This window comes from Agromyces sp. NPDC060279 (genome assembly GCF_042726785.1).
In the GTDB taxonomy this organism is placed as follows: Bacteria; Actinomycetota; Actinomycetes; order Actinomycetales; family Microbacteriaceae; genus Agromyces.
The window spans coordinates 259643-274067 of the sequence record NZ_JBHXBK010000001.1 but is presented as its reverse complement, the minus strand read 5'-3'; the positions used below and the strand labels follow the sequence as shown (position 1 = coordinate 274067).

The 14425-nt window shown below is 71.8% G+C and carries 15 protein-coding genes; 12 read left to right on the top strand and 3 right to left on the bottom strand.

Translation table 11 applies throughout. The features are described 5' to 3' along the window. The first annotated feature begins 3 nt into the window (after positions 1–3). A complete protein-coding gene (locus ACFWE1_RS01290) occupies positions 4–1041 on the top strand; it encodes a tyrosine-type recombinase/integrase (protein ID WP_376931754.1) in 1038 nt (345 codons plus the stop codon). Between the two features lie 45 nt (positions 1042–1086). Here the strand turns inward: ACFWE1_RS01290 and ACFWE1_RS01285 are convergent, their stop codons facing one another. Continuing rightward, positions 1087–1617 (bottom strand): murein hydrolase activator EnvC family protein, encoded by a 531-nt coding sequence (locus tag ACFWE1_RS01285; RefSeq protein ID WP_376931753.1) that lies wholly within the window; start codon positions 1615–1617, stop codon positions 1087–1089. Between the two features lie 346 nt (positions 1618–1963). On the opposite strand from ACFWE1_RS01285, the gene rpsB reads away from it, so the two are divergent. The 9 genes from rpsB (at position 1964) to ACFWE1_RS01240 (ending at position 8710) form a co-directional block, all read left to right on the top strand. Continuing rightward, positions 1964–2875: a 30S ribosomal protein S2 gene (rpsB, locus tag ACFWE1_RS01280; RefSeq protein WP_243568138.1), complete on the top strand. Its 912-nt coding sequence runs from the start codon at positions 1964–1966 to the stop codon at positions 2873–2875. Positions 2876–2898: 23 nt separating this feature from the next. Beyond that, the gene (gene tsf, locus ACFWE1_RS01275; protein WP_376931752.1) at positions 2899–3723 is read left to right on the top strand and encodes a translation elongation factor Ts; all 825 of its coding nucleotides are present in this window, start codon (positions 2899–2901) and stop codon (positions 3721–3723) included. A 198-nt stretch (positions 3724–3921) separates the two neighbouring features. After that, the gene (gene pyrH / locus ACFWE1_RS01270; RefSeq protein ID WP_189084800.1) at positions 3922–4659 is read left to right on the top strand and encodes a UMP kinase; all 738 of its coding nucleotides are present in this window, start codon (positions 3922–3924) and stop codon (positions 4657–4659) included. A 35-nt stretch (positions 4660–4694) separates the two neighbouring features. Then, positions 4695–5249: a ribosome recycling factor gene (gene frr / locus ACFWE1_RS01265; protein ID WP_189084801.1), complete on the top strand. Its 555-nt coding sequence runs from the start codon at positions 4695–4697 to the stop codon at positions 5247–5249. A 9-nt stretch (positions 5250–5258) separates the two neighbouring features. Continuing rightward, positions 5259–6275 (top strand): phosphatidate cytidylyltransferase, encoded by a 1017-nt coding sequence (locus ACFWE1_RS01260; RefSeq protein WP_376931751.1) that lies wholly within the window; start codon positions 5259–5261, stop codon positions 6273–6275. A gap of 20 nt (positions 6276–6295) precedes the next feature. Beyond that, the gene (locus ACFWE1_RS01255) at positions 6296–6850 is read left to right on the top strand and encodes a DivIVA domain-containing protein (protein ID WP_376931750.1); all 555 of its coding nucleotides are present in this window, start codon (positions 6296–6298) and stop codon (positions 6848–6850) included. Positions 6851–6988: 138 nt separating this feature from the next. Beyond that, the gene (locus ACFWE1_RS01250; RefSeq protein ID WP_376931749.1) at positions 6989–7603 is read left to right on the top strand and encodes a lytic transglycosylase domain-containing protein; all 615 of its coding nucleotides are present in this window, start codon (positions 6989–6991) and stop codon (positions 7601–7603) included. Positions 7604–7655: 52 nt separating this feature from the next. Continuing rightward, on the top strand, positions 7656–7961 hold the full coding sequence (locus ACFWE1_RS01245; protein ID WP_376931748.1) for a hypothetical protein: 306 nt from the start codon (positions 7656–7658) through the stop codon (positions 7959–7961). Then, on the top strand, positions 7958–8710 hold the full coding sequence (locus ACFWE1_RS01240; protein ID WP_376931747.1) for an alpha/beta hydrolase: 753 nt from the start codon (positions 7958–7960) through the stop codon (positions 8708–8710). The genes ACFWE1_RS01245 and ACFWE1_RS01240 overlap by 4 nt, the downstream gene beginning before the upstream one ends. 36 nt (positions 8711–8746) lie before the next feature. Here ACFWE1_RS01240 and ACFWE1_RS01235 read toward each other — a convergent pair whose 3' ends face one another. Further along, entirely contained in the window at positions 8747–9823 is a 1077-nt protein-coding gene (locus tag ACFWE1_RS01235; RefSeq protein WP_376931746.1) for an AI-2E family transporter, read from the bottom strand. Positions 9824–9845: 22 nt separating this feature from the next. Further along, positions 9846–11459, bottom strand: a complete 1614-nt coding sequence (locus ACFWE1_RS01230) for a DivIVA domain-containing protein (RefSeq protein ID WP_376931745.1) — start codon at positions 11457–11459, stop codon at positions 9846–9848. A 162-nt stretch (positions 11460–11621) separates the two neighbouring features. Here ACFWE1_RS01230 and ACFWE1_RS01225 point away from each other — a divergent pair, with 162 nt between their 5' ends. Together ACFWE1_RS01225 and ACFWE1_RS01220 are read left to right on the top strand one after the other, a co-directional pair. After that, the gene (locus tag ACFWE1_RS01225) at positions 11622–13484 is read left to right on the top strand and encodes a hypothetical protein (RefSeq protein ID WP_376931744.1); all 1863 of its coding nucleotides are present in this window, start codon (positions 11622–11624) and stop codon (positions 13482–13484) included. Continuing rightward, positions 13481–14413 carry a co-chaperone YbbN gene (locus ACFWE1_RS01220; protein WP_376931743.1) on the top strand — a complete coding sequence of 311 codons (933 nt, stop codon included), beginning with the start codon at positions 13481–13483 and terminating at the stop codon, positions 14411–14413. The genes ACFWE1_RS01225 and ACFWE1_RS01220 overlap by 4 nt, the downstream gene beginning before the upstream one ends. Positions 14414–14425 lie beyond the last annotated feature (12 nt).

Sequence of the window (14425 nt, the reverse complement as noted above, 5' to 3'; positions counted from 1 at the left end):
GCGATGAGCCCGCTCGGCCACGCGATCGAGGACTACCTCGCCCATCTCCGCGACGAACGCCGCTTCTCCGCGCACACGGTCGCGGCGTACTCGGCCGACCTGCACCACCTCGCCCGCTTCGCGGACACCCGCGACGCTGCCGCGCCGCCGGCAGTGGCGGCAGCGCAGCGTGCGGACGACCACCCCGGGCCCGGCGCCGAGCTCGACCTCGCCCTGCTGCGGGACTGGCTCTGGGACGGCGACCAGCGCGGCCTCGCCCGCGCGACGCTGGCCCGGCGAGCGGCGAGCGCCCGGGGCTTCGCCGCCTGGCTCGCCACGAGCGGGCGGGCGAGGAGCGATGCCGGTGCCAGGCTCCGCGCCCCGAAGCCGCAACGCACCCTCCCTCGCGTGCTCAGCCGCGACGCCGCCGACGGCCTGCTCGCCGAGCTCGAGCAGGCCGCGGCCGACGGCGAGCCGAACGCGCTGCGCGACCACGCCGTCGTGGAGCTGCTCTACGCGGCCGCGCTCCGCGTCTCCGAGCTCGTCGGCCTCGATGTCGACGACCTCGACCGCTCCAACCGCACCGTGCGGGTGCTGGGCAAGGGGGCGAAGGAACGCGTCGTCCCCTACGGCGCCCCGGCCGCGCGCGCGCTCGACCGCTATCTCGAGCTCGGGCGACCGGCGCTGCTCGCACGGGCCGCGGCCAGAACCGAGGCGGCGTCGGGCGGGTCGTCCACCGTCGCCCGGCGCACCGCCTCCGACCGTCGTCCCTCGAGCGGCGGGGCCCACGCCGTGTTCCTCGGCGCACGGGGCGGTCGGCTGAACGCGAGGAGCGTGCACCGCCTCGTCGCCGGCCTGCTCGCCGAGGTTCCGGGCGGTGGGCCGGCCGGGCCGCACGCCTTCCGGCACACGGCGGCGACCCATCTGCTCGACGGAGGAGCCGAGCTGCGGGCGGTGCAGGAGTTCCTGGGCCACGCGAGCCTCGGCACCACGCAGATCTACACGCACGTGTCGGCCGAGCGGCTGAAGCAGAGCTATCGCACCGCCCACCCGCGAGCCTGAGCGCGGCACGCCGGCACGGTTGTGTCGCGGGCGGAGCCGGCGGTGTCAGTCGAGCGGGAGGAGCACCGCGCGGGGGACCGAGCCGAGCAGGAGCATCGGTGAGACGTACTCCCCGTGCAGTCGCACGCCGAAGTGGACGCAGGCGCCGTCGCAATGTCCTCCGCCCGCCACCGTGCCGAGCGGTTCACCCGGCGCCACCGGCGTGCCTTCCGTGACGAGCGGCGATACCGGTTCGACGGCGCTCACGTAGCCGTCGCCGTGGTCGACGGCGACCAGCGGACGCCCGGCGACCGTGCCCGCGAAGCTGACGACGCCGCCGGCGGGCGCGCGCACCGGGCCACCCGCCGCCGCGGCGAGGTCGATGCCGCGGTGCCCGGGCGCGTACGGCGTGGGCGGCGCGCGGAACGGGGCGGTGATGGTGGCCGGCGGACCCACGGGCCACAGCCAGCCGGTGTCCGCGGAACGGCCCGCTGCGAGCGACACGGCGGACGACTGGGCCGAGGTGAGCGCACCCGTCATGGCCAGCACGCCGCAGAGCAGAAGGAACAGGGGCCGGGGACGGAACGGTTGGAGCATGCATCGACTCTTCCCGGGCTGGGAGGCGCGCGGACTCGGCCGCCGCAGGCCAGTGCAACGGAGCGGACTGGCGCGCACTGTGGAGGACGAGGCGTCCGCTCACGCCGAGCGGCCGCACCGCGGGACCGCACCTGACCGCGGCCCGCCCGGTGAACTGGTAGAGTGGACCCGCACCTCGCATGTCGAGGTGACTCCGCGTGCCCATTCGGCCGCCGATCCCACTCAGTCCGACTCGACGCGAGTCGCTGCCCAGCAGCGAATCGCCGGAGCGGCGGGATCGCGCCGGGCACCAGGGCTTCCGGCCGCCGGCCGGCAGCGACAACTGAGAACAGAAGGAGAACGGCTCATGGCCGTCGTCACCATTCGCCAGCTGCTCGACAGCGGCGTGCACTTCGGGCACCAGACCCGCCGCTGGAACCCGAAGATGAAGCGCTTCATCTTCACCGAGCGCTCGGGCATCTACATCATCGACCTGCAGCAGTCGCTCGCCTACATCGACAAGGCGTACGACTTCGTCCGCGAGACGGTCGCCCACGGCGGCACCGTCCTCTTCGTCGGCACGAAGAAGCAGGCGCAGGAGTCCATCGCCGAGCAGGCGACCCGCGTCGGCCAGCCCTACGTGAACCAGCGCTGGCTCGGTGGCCTCCTCACCAACTTCAGCACGGTGTCGAAGCGCCTCGCCCGCATGAAGGAGCTCGAGGAGCTCGACTTCGAGGGCACCACCTCGGGCTTCACCAAGAAGGAGCTGCTGCTCAAGAAGCGCGAGCTCGACAAGCTCCACAAGTCCCTCGGCGGCATCCGCAACCTCTCGAAGACGCCCTCGGCGCTCTGGGTCGTGGACACCAAGAAGGAGCACCTCGCGATCGACGAGGCCAAGAAGCTCGGCATCCCCGTCATCGGCATCCTCGACACGAACTGCGACCCCGACGAGGTGCAGTACCCGATCCCGGGCAACGACGACGCGATCCGCTCGGTGAGCCTGCTCACCCGCATCATCGCCGACGCCGCGGCCGAGGGCCTCATCGAGCGCCACCAGAAGCCGGAGGAGAGCGGCAACGTCTCCGCCGTCGAGCCGCTCGCCGAGTGGGAGCAGGAGCTCCTGCAGCAGGGCGCCGCGACCGAGAAGGCCGTCGAGACCGAGGCTGAGGCCAAGGCCGAGGCCGCCGAGGTCGTCGACGAGGCCGCGACCGAGATCGCCGCGACCGAGTCCGAGGCAGACGCCGAGGGCGCGGCCGCCGCCGCCACCCCCGCCGAATAAGTCCCCGAAGGAGACAGCCAGACATGGCAATCAGCATCGCTGACATCAAGGCCCTGCGCGAGCAGCTCGGCACGGGCATGGTCGACACCAAGAAGGCGCTCGAGGAAGCCGGTGGCGACCTCGAGAAGGCCACCGAGATCCTGCGCCTGAAGGGCGCCAAGGGCAACGCCAAGCGCGCCGACCGCTCCACGAGCGAGGGCCTCGTGGCCGCCAAGGAGTCGGCCGCGGGCTACACGATGATCCAGCTCGCCTGCGAGACGGACTTCGTCGCGAAGAACGAGAAGTTCATCGCCCTCGCCGACAAGGTGCTCGACGCGGTCGCCGCGGCCGGCTCCACCGACGTGGCGTCCGCCCTCGCCGCGCCCGCCGACGGCAAGACCGTCGGCGAGCTCATCGACGAGCAGGCCGCCACCCTCGGCGAGAAGGTCGAGCTCTCGAAGGTCGCCACGCTGAGCGGCGAGCAGTTCGCCGTCTACCTGCACAAGACCTCGAAGGACCTCCCGCCGCAGATCGGCGTCGTCGTCGCCTACACGGGTGACGACGCCGAGACCGCACGGGCGATCGCGCAGCACATCGCGATGTTCGACCCGACGTACCTCACGCGCGACGAGGTGCCGGCCGACATCGTCGAGAAGGAGCGCGAGCTCGTCACCGAGATCAGCCGCAACGAGGGCAAGCCCGAGGCCGCCCTGCCGAAGATCGTGGAGGGTCGTCTCACCGCGTTCTTCAAGCAGGTCGCCCTGCTCGAGCAGGACTACGCCCGCGACAACAAGCAGCAGGTGAAGAAGGTGCTCGACGACGCCGGCCTCACCGTGACCGGCTTCGCCCGGTTCAAGGCCACGGCGTAACGCCGTTGAGGAGGAGTCCGGATCGCTCGTCGATCCGGACTCCTTTTCTGTGCGCCCGATCGGTGCGCACGCGCCCGTTCGGGCGCTGAGGTCTGGCCCCGCCCTCCTCGTCGGGCGGGATTCCCAGGCTCCGTACGGCTCCACCACGAGGCCGACGCACTAGTTTGAACTCAGACGAGCGGGAAGGAACCGACACCCATGACCGAGACGCCCAAGCGACGCAGGGTCCTCCTCAAGCTCTCCGGCGAGTCGTTCGGCGGGGGCGCCCTCGGCGTCAACCCCGACGTCGTCAGCCAGATCGCCCGCGAGATCGCGGATGCCGCGCGCACCGTCGAGATCGCGATCGTCGTGGGCGGGGGCAACTTCTTCCGCGGCGCCGAGCTCAGCCAGCGCGGCATGGACCGGGGACGCGCCGACTACATGGGCATGCTCGGCACGGTCATGAACTCGCTCGCGCTGCAGGACTTCCTCGAGCAGGCGGGGGCGGAGACCCGGGTGCAGTCGGCCATCGAGATGACGCAGGTCGCCGAGCCGTACATCCCGCGCCGCGCCGAGCGCCACCTCGAGAAGGGGCGCGTGGTCATCTTCGGCGCGGGCGCGGGCCTGCCCTACTTCTCAACCGACACGGTCGCCGCGCAGCGTGCGCTCGAGATCGGCGCCGACCTCGTGCTCGTCGCGAAGAACGGGGTGGACGGCGTCTACTCCGACGACCCGCGCACGAACCCCGACGCCCACAAGATCGACCGCATCAGCTACCAGGAGGCCCTCCAGCGAGGCCTCAAGGTCGTCGACTCGACCGCGTTCAGCCTGTGCATGGACAACGGCATGCCGATGCAGGTGTTTGGCATGGAGCCGGCCGGCAATGTCACCGCGGCCATCCTCGGCGCCGACTTCGGCACCGTCGTGGCGAACGGCGTGGAACCCGTCAGTCGATAGACTGACCAGAGGCTTAGAACCGTAAGGAGTTCGACGTGATCGCGGATGTACTTTCCGACGCCGGTGTGCGTATGCAGAAGGCCGTCGAGGCGGCGAAGGAGGATTTCGCCACCGTGCGAACGGGCCGTGCGAACCCGCAGCTCTTCCAGAAGATCATGGTGAGCTACTACGGCACGCCCACCCCGCTCGCCCAGCTCGCCTCGCTCGCCAATCCGGAGGCGCGCACGCTCGTCGTGACGCCCTACGACAAGAGCGCGATGAAGGACATCGAGCAGGCCATCCGCGACACGCCGAATCTCGGGGCCAACCCGAACAACGACGGCAACGTCATCCGAGTGACGCTCCCCGAGCTCACGGAGGAGCGCCGCAAGGAGTTCGTGAAGATCGTCCGCTCGAAGGCGGAGGACGCCCGCGTCTCGGTGCGCAACGTGCGCCGCAAGGCCAAGGACGACCTCGACGCCCTGAAGGGCGAGGTCGGTGACGACGAGGTCGCGCGCGGTGAGAAGGAGCTCGAGCAGGTGACCAAGGCGCACGTCGACCAGATCGACGAGGCGCTGAAGCGCAAGGAAGCCGAACTCCTCGAGGTCTGAGGACAGCGGATGTCGGGCGTTCCCGAGGAGGAGCGCGACGGGGGATCGGGGCAGGGGCCCGCGTCGCGCGGTGAGTTCCGTGCCCAAGTGCAGGCGCGGAAGGCTGATCTCGAGCGGCAGTTCGGGGCGAGGAAGGCCGACTTCGAGCGGCAGTTCGAGGCCGGCAAGGCGCAGTTCGATCAGGCGCAGGAGCGCATTCAGGCGCGCACCGGGCGGAATCTGATCCTGGCGGTGCTGATCGGCGTCGTCTTCGGCGGCGCCCTGCTGCTGAGCCTGCTCTTCCTCAAAGAGCTCTTCATGCTCCTCGCGGTGCTCGTGGTCGGGTTCGCGAGCTACGAGCTCGCCCAGGCGCTGCGCAAGGGCTCGTACCTCGTGCCGCGCATCCCCACCGTCGTCGCGGCGGTGGTGGCGGTGCCCGTCGCGTACTACGGCGGACCGGGCGGACAGCTCCTCGCGGTGCTCGGCGGCATCCTGCTGGTCACGGTGTGGCGTCTCGTCGAGCAGGCGTTCCCGAAGGCGGTCGCAGGTTCTCGCGGCCTGCTGCGCGATCTCGCCGCCGGCGCGTTCGTGCAGGGCTACGTGACGTTCCTCGCCTCCTTCGCTGTCGTGCTGACGGCGGCGGACGGCGGGCAGTGGTGGACGCTCGCGTTCATCATCATCGCGGTCGGCGCCGACACTGGCGCCTACGCCGCGGGTCTCCTGTTCGGCAAGCACCCGATGGCGCCGGTGATCAGCCCGAAGAAGACCTGGGAGGGCTTCGCCGGGGGAGCTCTGGCGAGCCTCGTCGCCGGCGTGCTGCTGTCGGTGTTCATGCTCGACAACACGTGGTGGTTCGGGCTCATCTTCGGTGCGGCCGTCCTGCTCACCGCGACGCTCGGCGATCTCGCGGAGTCGCTCATCAAGCGGGATCTCGGCATCAAGGACATGAGCTCCTGGCTGCCGGGTCACGGCGGATTCCTCGACCGGCTCGACTCGATCCTGCCGTCCGCCGCGGTTGCGTTCGTGGCCTTCCAGCTCTTCGGATGAGCGTGCGCAATACTGGAGCGGTGTCTTCTCCCTTTCCGCGCGCACGAAAGCCCAAGCTGGGGTACCACACCGGCGAGGTCGACGAGTTCCTGAGGGTGGCGCGTCGCGCCTACGACGGCACTCCGGCACCGGGTGACCAGAAGATCACCGCGGAGTCGATCCGGCTCACGGCGTTCGGCATGCAGAAGCACGGCTACTCGACCGAACACGTGGATGCCGCGCTCGAACGGCTGGAGGACGCCTTCGCCGCGCAGGAGCGGCGCACCTCGGCGCTGCTCTACGGGCAGGAGGCGTGGCTGCGCGAGGCGCGAACCACGGCGCAGGTCATCGCCAACCGGCTCGGTCGCCCCGAGCGCCACCGCTTCGAGCGGGTGAATCCGCTCGTGACGGGCTACCGGGTCGAGGACGTCGACCGTTTCGCGGACAAGCTCACGCGGTACTTCCGCGACGGCTGGCCGATCTCGGTGGACGATGTGCGCACGGTGACGTTCCGGCCGCAGCGCGGCGGCTATCGCGAGGCGCAGGTCGACCTCGTGCTCGACGCCGTCGTCGACGTGATGCTGGCCGTGCGATGAGCTGCACGGTCTCGCTAGACTCGGAGGATCGTGGGTAGGCACTCTGACGCAGGCGCGCCAAGCGCGTCGGTTTCGCGTCCCCAGCTCGCTCCGGCCGCCCGCGCCGTCGAGCCGGCGGCCGCAGCCCAGCGCCGGGCCGTGAGCGGCTCCACCGTGCGCTCCCGCCTCAAGCAGGCGCTCACCGTGGGCTTCGCCTCGGCCGCGAGCATCGGCATCGTCCTCGTCAACCTGGTCGATCCGACCGTCGACGCGCGGGCGACCGCGGCGTCGGGCGTGGAGTTCGCGGCCGCGGGCGACCGCTTCGACGGCCGAGCGGTGCAGGACCTCGAAGTCGAGGGCGAGTACACGCTCTCGGTCGGCCGTGAGGACTACGCCGTCGAGAAGAAGCCCGAACCGATCGTCGAGGCGCCCGAGGCGGTGGCCTGGGCGCCGCCGGCCGTCGAGCCCGATCCCGGTTCGGCGCAGGGCTATGCGGCGGGCGCGGTCGCGGCCCGCGGCTGGGGAGCGGGGGAGTTCGACTGCCTGGTCGCGCTCTGGGACCGCGAGTCCGGGTGGCGGGTGAACGCCCACAACGAGTCGAGCGGCGCCTACGGCATTCCGCAGGCTCTCCCCGGATCGAAGATGGCGAGCGCCGGCGACGATTGGGAGACGAACGCCGCCACCCAGATCGAGTGGGGGCTCGGGTACATCCAGGGCCGCTACGGTTCGCCGTGCGGCGCGTGGGCGCACTCCGAGTCGGCCGGCTGGTACTGAGCGTGCCTCGTCGCGCGCGGCGCCCCTCGGCCGCCGCCGTAGACTGGTCCGCATGGCACCCTCGCACCGCTCCCGTGGACGGTCCGCGCGTGCTCGCGAGCCGCACCCCGAGCTCGACGTCGAACGCCTGACCTCCGGTTGGCGTCGCACCGAGACCCATCGCGGTCGGGAGTGGAACGTCCAGCCGGTCTCCGAGTCGCAGGCCCAGAAAGCGTACGCCTGCCCCGGCTGCGCGCAGGAGATCCTGCCGGGCACCGCCCATCTCGTGGTGTGGCGGGCGGACGGGGTGCTCGGCGACGCGGCGGATCTGGCCGCACGGCGACACTGGCACACCCACTGCTGGAAGGCGGGAAGATGACGCAGCACGATTCCCTCGGCCCGACGCCCGTCGAGATCCGCGCGGGCGTGGAACTCCCGGCCGTCCGTGAGGAGATCGAGCTCACGACGGGTGACGGGCTGCGACTCGTCGGCGAACTCGCCACGCCCGAGGGCCGAGCGCCCGTCGCGACCCTCGTGACGCTGCATCCGCTGCCGACCGCCGGCGGCTTCATGGACTCCCACATCCTGCGCAAGGCGGCGGCACGGCTGCCCGCGCTCGCGGATCTCGCGGTGCTGCGGTTCAACACGCGCGGCACCGCCTCGCCGCGCGGCACGAGCGAGGGGGCGTTCGGCGAGGGCGACGCGGAGCGGGCGGATGTCGCGGCGGCGATGGCGTTCGTCGAGGCGCGCGGGCTCCCGCACCCGTGGCTGCTCGGCTGGTCCTTCGGCACCGAGCTCGCGCTCAAGTACGGGCTGGAGCACCGCATCGACGGCGCCATCCTGCTCTCTCCGCCCCTCCACCGCACGAGCGAGGCCGAACTGCTGCGCTGGCGAGACGCCGCGCCGCGACTCGTCGCCCTCATCCCAGAGTTCGACGACTACCTGCGGCCGGCGGAGGCGGCGGTGCGCTTCGCGAGCGTGCCCCGGCTCGAGCGCATCGACGTCGAAGGCGGCCGTCATCTGTGGGTCGGCGAGACGCAGACGCGTCGGGTGCTCGACGAGATCGTCGCGATCGTGAATCCGGCGGCCGCGCCCCTGCCCACGAGCTGGCCCGTCGCGGGCGGCTGACTCGCTGTACCCGACCCTGCGGGCCCGGACGGCGTCTCAGCGCTCGTTTTGTCTGGGGATGACGACCTGCTTGATGATCAGGAGCAGTGAGGCGGCGATCGGGATGGCCACGAGCGCGCCGAGCACGCCGAGGAGCGCGCCGCCCGCGAGGGCGGCGACCACGACGAGCGCTGCGGGGACCTTGACGGCGCGGTTCATGATGCGCGGGCTGAGCACGTATGCCTCGACCTGCATGTAGACGATGTAGTACACCGCGGCGACGAGCGCGGTGAGCGGCGAGCCCAGTCCGGGGATGAGGCAGACGAGCACGATGAGGACGGATCCGGTCAGGGTGCCCACGAGCGGGACGAGGGAGAACGCGAAGGCGACGAAGGCGAGCACCGCGGAGAACGGGGCCTGGATCACCGAGAGGAAGATGAAGCTCGCGACGCCGTTGATCGCGGCGAGCGACACCTGGCCGATGACGTACCGTCCGACCGACTGGGTGATCTGCTCCGTGAGGTCGGCGAAGCGCGGCCGGCGCGAGGCGGGCACGAGCTGGTAGATGCCGCGCTTCATGGTGTTCAGCGAGGCCGTGAAGTACAGCGTCAGAATGACGACGATGATGACGGCGAAGAGGCCGGAGCCGAGCGCCACCGCGACCTGCCAGACGCCGCCCGCGAGCTCGCTGATCTTGTCGGGGTCGCTGACGAAGTCGACGACGCCCTTGGAGACGCTGTCCCAGATCTCCTGCACGTTCAACAGCGGGAACTGCTGCTGCAGCGAGTCGAGGGTGCTCGCGACCCATTCGGTCGAGTTCAGGTTGGTGACGAGCAGCGGGACCCGCTGCACGAGCTGACCCACCTGTTCGACGATGATCGGGATCACCGCGAGCAGCAGGGCGGCCACCAGCGCGGCGACCCCGGCCATCACGATGACGATGGAGCTCCAGCGGGGGAGCCCGCGTCGCTCGAGCCAGGCGATCGCCGGCTCGAGGCCGAGCGCGAGGAAGAGGGCGGCCCCGACGTAGGTGAGGATCGTCGACAGGCTCGCCAGCGACATCAGGATCAGCAGCCCGACGCCGACGCCGAGCGTGCCGACGAGCCCGACCCGGAACGCGTTCTGGATCTTCATTGCCGGGAGCCGCCCCGCCTCGCTACTCGGTGTCCGCCGCGACCTGCTCCGCCTGGGTCAGGACGCCGCGGAGGCTCTCGAAGTAGCCGGCGACGGCGTCGCGCTCGATGCGGATCTGGGAGAGGCGGTCCTCGGCGTCGGCGACGAGGGCGCGGGTGCGCTCCTCGGCGTCGGAGATGAGCTTGCGGGCCTGGTCGTGCGCGCTCTGCACGCGGGAGTGCGCGTCCGCTTCGGCGCGGGTGCGGAGCTCGGCGATCTCGGCGCGGACCTCGGTCTCGAGCCGCTCGACCTCGGCGCGGCTCGCCGCGGTGCGCGCGACGGCCTCGGCGAGCTCGGCGTTCGCCTCGTCGAGGAACTTCTTGGTCTCGGCGACGCCCTGCTGGTGGGCGGCGAGCAGCTCCTGCTCGGCCTCGTCGCGCTTGGTGGCGAGCTCCGTCTCGAGGTCGATGCGGGCCTGCTCGATCTCCCGGGTCATCCGGTTCACCTCGTGCGTGGTCTTCTTGCGCATCGAGGTGAGCTGGTTGTCGAGGTCGATGCGGGCCTGCTCGGCCTCGGCCTCGAAGTCGGCACGGGCCTGCTCCTGCTCGAGCGCGAGGTCGGCGCGCATCTGCTCGAGCTCCGCGGCGTGCTTCGCCCGGATGCGATCGAGCTCGTGGGCGAGCTTCTGCTTCGCGGTCTCGGCTTCGCGGGCGCGGTCGATCGCGGCCTGCTCGCGGGCGAGCTCGAGCTCCTCGCGGCCGGCGGCGAGCTCACGGGCGAGGTCGGCACGGGCCTGCTCGAGCTCGTGTTCCAGCGCGGTGCGCTTCTCGGCGGTCTCGGCGGCCACGGCGGCGCGGGCCTCATCGGTCTCGCGGGCGAGGTCGAGGCGCGCCTGCTCGGTCTCCGCGGCGAGGTCGAGCCGGACCTGCTCGCTCTCCTTCGCGAGCTCGGCCCGGGCGCGGTCGAGCTCGACCGCGACCTCGGCGCGGGTCTGCTCGGTCTCCTTCGCAAGACCGGCGGCGGTCGCCTTCGCCTCGTTCGCCTCGGCGTTCGCTTCGGCGAGCCGCTGCGTGGCACGGCGCTCGGCCTCCGAGATGGTGGCGGCGGCCTCGCGCTTCGCGCTCGCGCGGAGCTCGGCGGTCTCGGTCGCGGCGGAGCTGCGGATCGCGGCGGCGTCGCGCGCCGCCTCCTGGCGGAGCTGTTCGCTCGTCTCGTGCGCCCTGGCGACCATGTCGTCGGCCTCCGCGCGGGCGTTCTCGAGCAGCCGGCTCGCCTGGGCGCGCGCCTCGGCGACGCTGCGCTCGGCGAGCTCGCGCGCGTCCGACTTGAGGACGTGCGCCTCGTCTTCGGCGGCTCGGCGCAGCTTCTCCGCGTCGATGTCGGCCTGGGCGATCAGCCGGGTGGACTGCTCCTCGGCGACGCGAAGGGTGTTCTCGAGCTTCGTGCCGAGGCCGGAGAAGGTCGGGCTGCCGACCTCTTCGAGTTCGGCCGTGAGCTCCTCGATCCGGGCGAGGAGCCGCTTGTTTTCCTTCGAGGCCTCGGCCGACTGGGTGTTCGCGGCGATGATGTCGCGACGCAGGCCGTTGATCGCCTTGTCGACTTCGTCCTTGTCGTATCCGCGGAACACCTGGGTGAACTCGGTCTCTTCGGCGGCCATTCTTCCTCCGTGTCGGTCCCACGACGGCGAATCGGGCGCGCGGGAATCGCCTCCGATTGTACGGGTAGGAGGCGCAGCCGGGGATTTCGTCTTCAGCTGGCGGTTAGGAGACGCTCAGGCGCGCTGGGTAGTGTGGAATGTCTTTGCCCCTGGAGGTCCTACGTGCGATTCGTCCTCGCCATCGTGGCGTTCGTCGCTGCGGCCGTGCTCATCGGGCTGGGTATCGCCCAGCGCACGGTCTTCCTCGAGCCTGCCCGGGTATCGCTCACGGCCACCGTCGACGAGGCGGCGGACTACATCGTGGTGCAGCCGGAGGCGCTCGCCGCGCATCCCGGCAAGCAGACGCTGAGCGCCGCCGGTGACGGCACCGTCTTCCTCGCCTACGGCCGCTCGTCCGACGTCGAGGCCTGGGTGCGTTCGAGCGACCACGTGACCATCGGGTACGACGCCGAGACCGACTCGCTCGTGAGCGAGCGGGTCGAGGGCGTGACGGATGCCCCGGCCGAGGAGCCGCCCGCCGACGGCACCGTCGTCGAGACCCCTGCGACGCCGGCCACGCCCGAGACCCCGGAAGCGGACACGGCGACCGTGTCGCCGGCCGGCTCCGACCTGTGGCTCGACCAGTTCACCGGCGACCGCCGGGTGACCACGACCATCGCGGCCCTCGAGGGCATCTCGGTCATCGTCGCCTCCGGCTCCGAGGACCCCGTGCCCGACCAGCTCGTGGTCGCGTGGCCGCTCGACAACTCGACGCCGTGGGCCGGCCCGCTCCTGGTCGGCGGGAGCGTGCTCTTCCTCGTCGGCCTCGTGCTGCTCTTCTTCGGCATCCGTCACCACCGCCGTTCGCGCGGGCCGCGCCGGAACCTCCCCAAGGGCACCCGGGGCCTGCGCCGCCGCAGCCCGGCGGATCAGTCGCGCGCGCTCGGCCGCGGACGCCGCGCGATCCTCGCTCCGCTCGTCCTCGTTCCGGCGCTCGCGCTCACCGCATGCTCCGCCGACTACTGGCCGAGCTTCGAGCAGGCGTCGCCGAGCGGCACCGCGACGGCGACGCCCGACCCGAGCGCGAGCGAAGCGCCCGACGAGGGCGAGCCCGCCGAGGAGAGCGTGCCCGCCGTCACCGAGCCGCAGATGGAGCGCATCATGCGCACCATCTCGGAGTTCACCGTCGCCAACGACGAGGCCCGCGCGAGCGACACGCTCGAGACCCGCTTCACGGGCCCGGCGCTCGAGGCCCGGGCCGCGGACTACACGATCCGCGGCACGCTGCCGGATCAGACCCAGGCGCTCGCCATCCCGCCGGGTCCGCTGTCCGTGATGCTCCCGCAGCAGACGAGCGCCGACCCGACGACCGGCTGGCCCCGCACGGTCCTCACCGTCATCGAGTCGTCCGAGGACGCCGCGGTCGCCCCGACCGCGCTCGTCCTGCAGCAGGACGCGCCGCGCGACCAGTACCACGTGCTCTACACGATGTCGCTCGTGCCCGGGCCGGAGTTCCCCGACGTCGCCCCCGCCTCGATCGGCGCCCCGATCATCGCCCCCGAGTACAAGGGCCTGTCGCTCGCCCCGTCGCAGGTCTCGACGGCGTTCGCCGACATCCTGATGAAGGGTGCCGAGAGCGAGTACGCGCCGCTCTTCGACCTCGAGGGCACCGACCTGGACGACACGCTCAACGCGACGGCGCGGGCGAACGAGGTCCAGGGTGCGAACCCGACCATCACGCTGAGCGTCTCGGCCGTCGCCGGCGACGCCCCCGTCGTCGCACTCGCCACGAACGACGCGGGCGCGCTCGTCTCGACGCTCGTGCGCCGGACCGAGCAGTCCCGGCCGAACGACGGCGGCACGACCGGCTTCAAGGAGAACACGCCCGCCCGCGCCCTGTCCGGCTTCACCGAGCAGAGCGCGAAGGGCGTGCAGTCCACGCGCGATCTGCAGCTGCTCTTCTATGTGCCGGCGGTCGGCACGGACGAACCCATTCGGCTCCTCGGCTGGTCCGAGAGCCTCGTCAGCGCATCGGAGGTCCAATGACGAACCCGAACGACCCGATCGGCCTGCGCGGTGCGGTCGACCTCTCCTCGCTCACGCAGCGGGCCCAGCCGTCGAGCGACAGCGCGGCCCCGGCGGGCGGCGGCACCGACCCGCTGATCGTCGAGGCCGATGACCAGACGTTCGGCCGGGTGCTCGAGCAGAGCAAGACCGTCCCCGTCGTCACCGTGCTCTGGGCGGGCTTCAGCGAACCGTCCATCGAGCTCGTCGACCGGATCGCCCGCCTGGTCCGCGCGCGCGACGGGCGGCTCCTCCTCGCCGCGGTCGACGCGGAGCGGAGCCCCCAGCTCGTGCAGGCGCTGCAGGCGCAGTCCGTGCCGACGGTCGTCGCTCTCGTCGCCGGCCAGCCGGTTCCGCTGTTCGCCGGCTCGCAGCCCGACGACGTGATCGAGCAGCTGTTCGACCAGCTCCTCGAACTCGGAGCGCAGCACGGCGCCGACGGCCGCATCGACCCCGGCGGCGCCGCTGACGAGGCCGCCGAGCCGGCCGAGGCCCCGCTGCCCCCGCTGCACCAGGAGGCGTACGACGCCATCGAGCGCGGCGACTACCAGGCCGCCGAGGCGGCGTACCGCACCGCCATGGCGCAGGACCCCCGCGATCAGCTCGCCGTCGCCGGCCTCGCCCAGGTGCGGCTCCTCGGACGCCTGCAGGGCAAGCGCCTCGACGAGGTGCGCAACGCCGCGGCATCCGCGCCGAACGACCTCGAGGCGCAGCTCGCCGTCGCCGACCTCGACCTCTCCGGCGGGCACATCGACGACGCCTTCGACCGGCTGCTGAGCCTGTTCCCGAGCTTGGACCCCGACGGCAAGACCGCCGTGCGCGAGCGCCTGGTCGAGTTCTTCGAGGTCGTCGGCACCGAGGACCCCCGGGTCGCCGTGGCGCGCCGCCGGCTCGCGAGCCTGCTGTACTGAGCGCGCACCCCG

Excerpts from the sequence above, each read along its gene's own strand:
- ACFWE1_RS01230 (WP_376931745.1), bottom strand. The coding sequence starts at position 11,459 with ATGGCCGCCGAAGAGACCGAGTTCACCCAGGTGTTCCGCGGATACGAC.
- pyrH (WP_189084800.1), top strand. The coding sequence starts at position 3,922 with ATGACCGAGACGCCCAAGCGACGCAGGGTCCTCCTCAAGCTCTCCGGC.
- tsf (WP_376931752.1), top strand. The coding sequence starts at position 2,899 with ATGGCAATCAGCATCGCTGACATCAAGGCCCTGCGCGAGCAGCTCGGC.
- ACFWE1_RS01245 (WP_376931748.1), top strand. The coding sequence starts at position 7,656 with ATGGCACCCTCGCACCGCTCCCGTGGACGGTCCGCGCGTGCTCGCGAG.
- ACFWE1_RS01220 (WP_376931743.1), top strand. The coding sequence starts at position 13,481 with ATGACGAACCCGAACGACCCGATCGGCCTGCGCGGTGCGGTCGACCTC.
- ACFWE1_RS01235 (WP_376931746.1), bottom strand. The coding sequence starts at position 9,823 with ATGAAGATCCAGAACGCGTTCCGGGTCGGGCTCGTCGGCACGCTCGGC.
- ACFWE1_RS01260 (WP_376931751.1), top strand. The coding sequence starts at position 5,259 with ATGTCGGGCGTTCCCGAGGAGGAGCGCGACGGGGGATCGGGGCAGGGG.
- ACFWE1_RS01290 (WP_376931754.1), top strand. The coding sequence starts at position 4 with ATGAGCCCGCTCGGCCACGCGATCGAGGACTACCTCGCCCATCTCCGC.
- rpsB (WP_243568138.1), top strand. The coding sequence starts at position 1,964 with ATGGCCGTCGTCACCATTCGCCAGCTGCTCGACAGCGGCGTGCACTTC.
- ACFWE1_RS01285 (WP_376931753.1), bottom strand. The coding sequence starts at position 1,617 with ATGCTCCAACCGTTCCGTCCCCGGCCCCTGTTCCTTCTGCTCTGCGGC.
- ACFWE1_RS01240 (WP_376931747.1), top strand. The coding sequence starts at position 7,958 with ATGACGCAGCACGATTCCCTCGGCCCGACGCCCGTCGAGATCCGCGCG.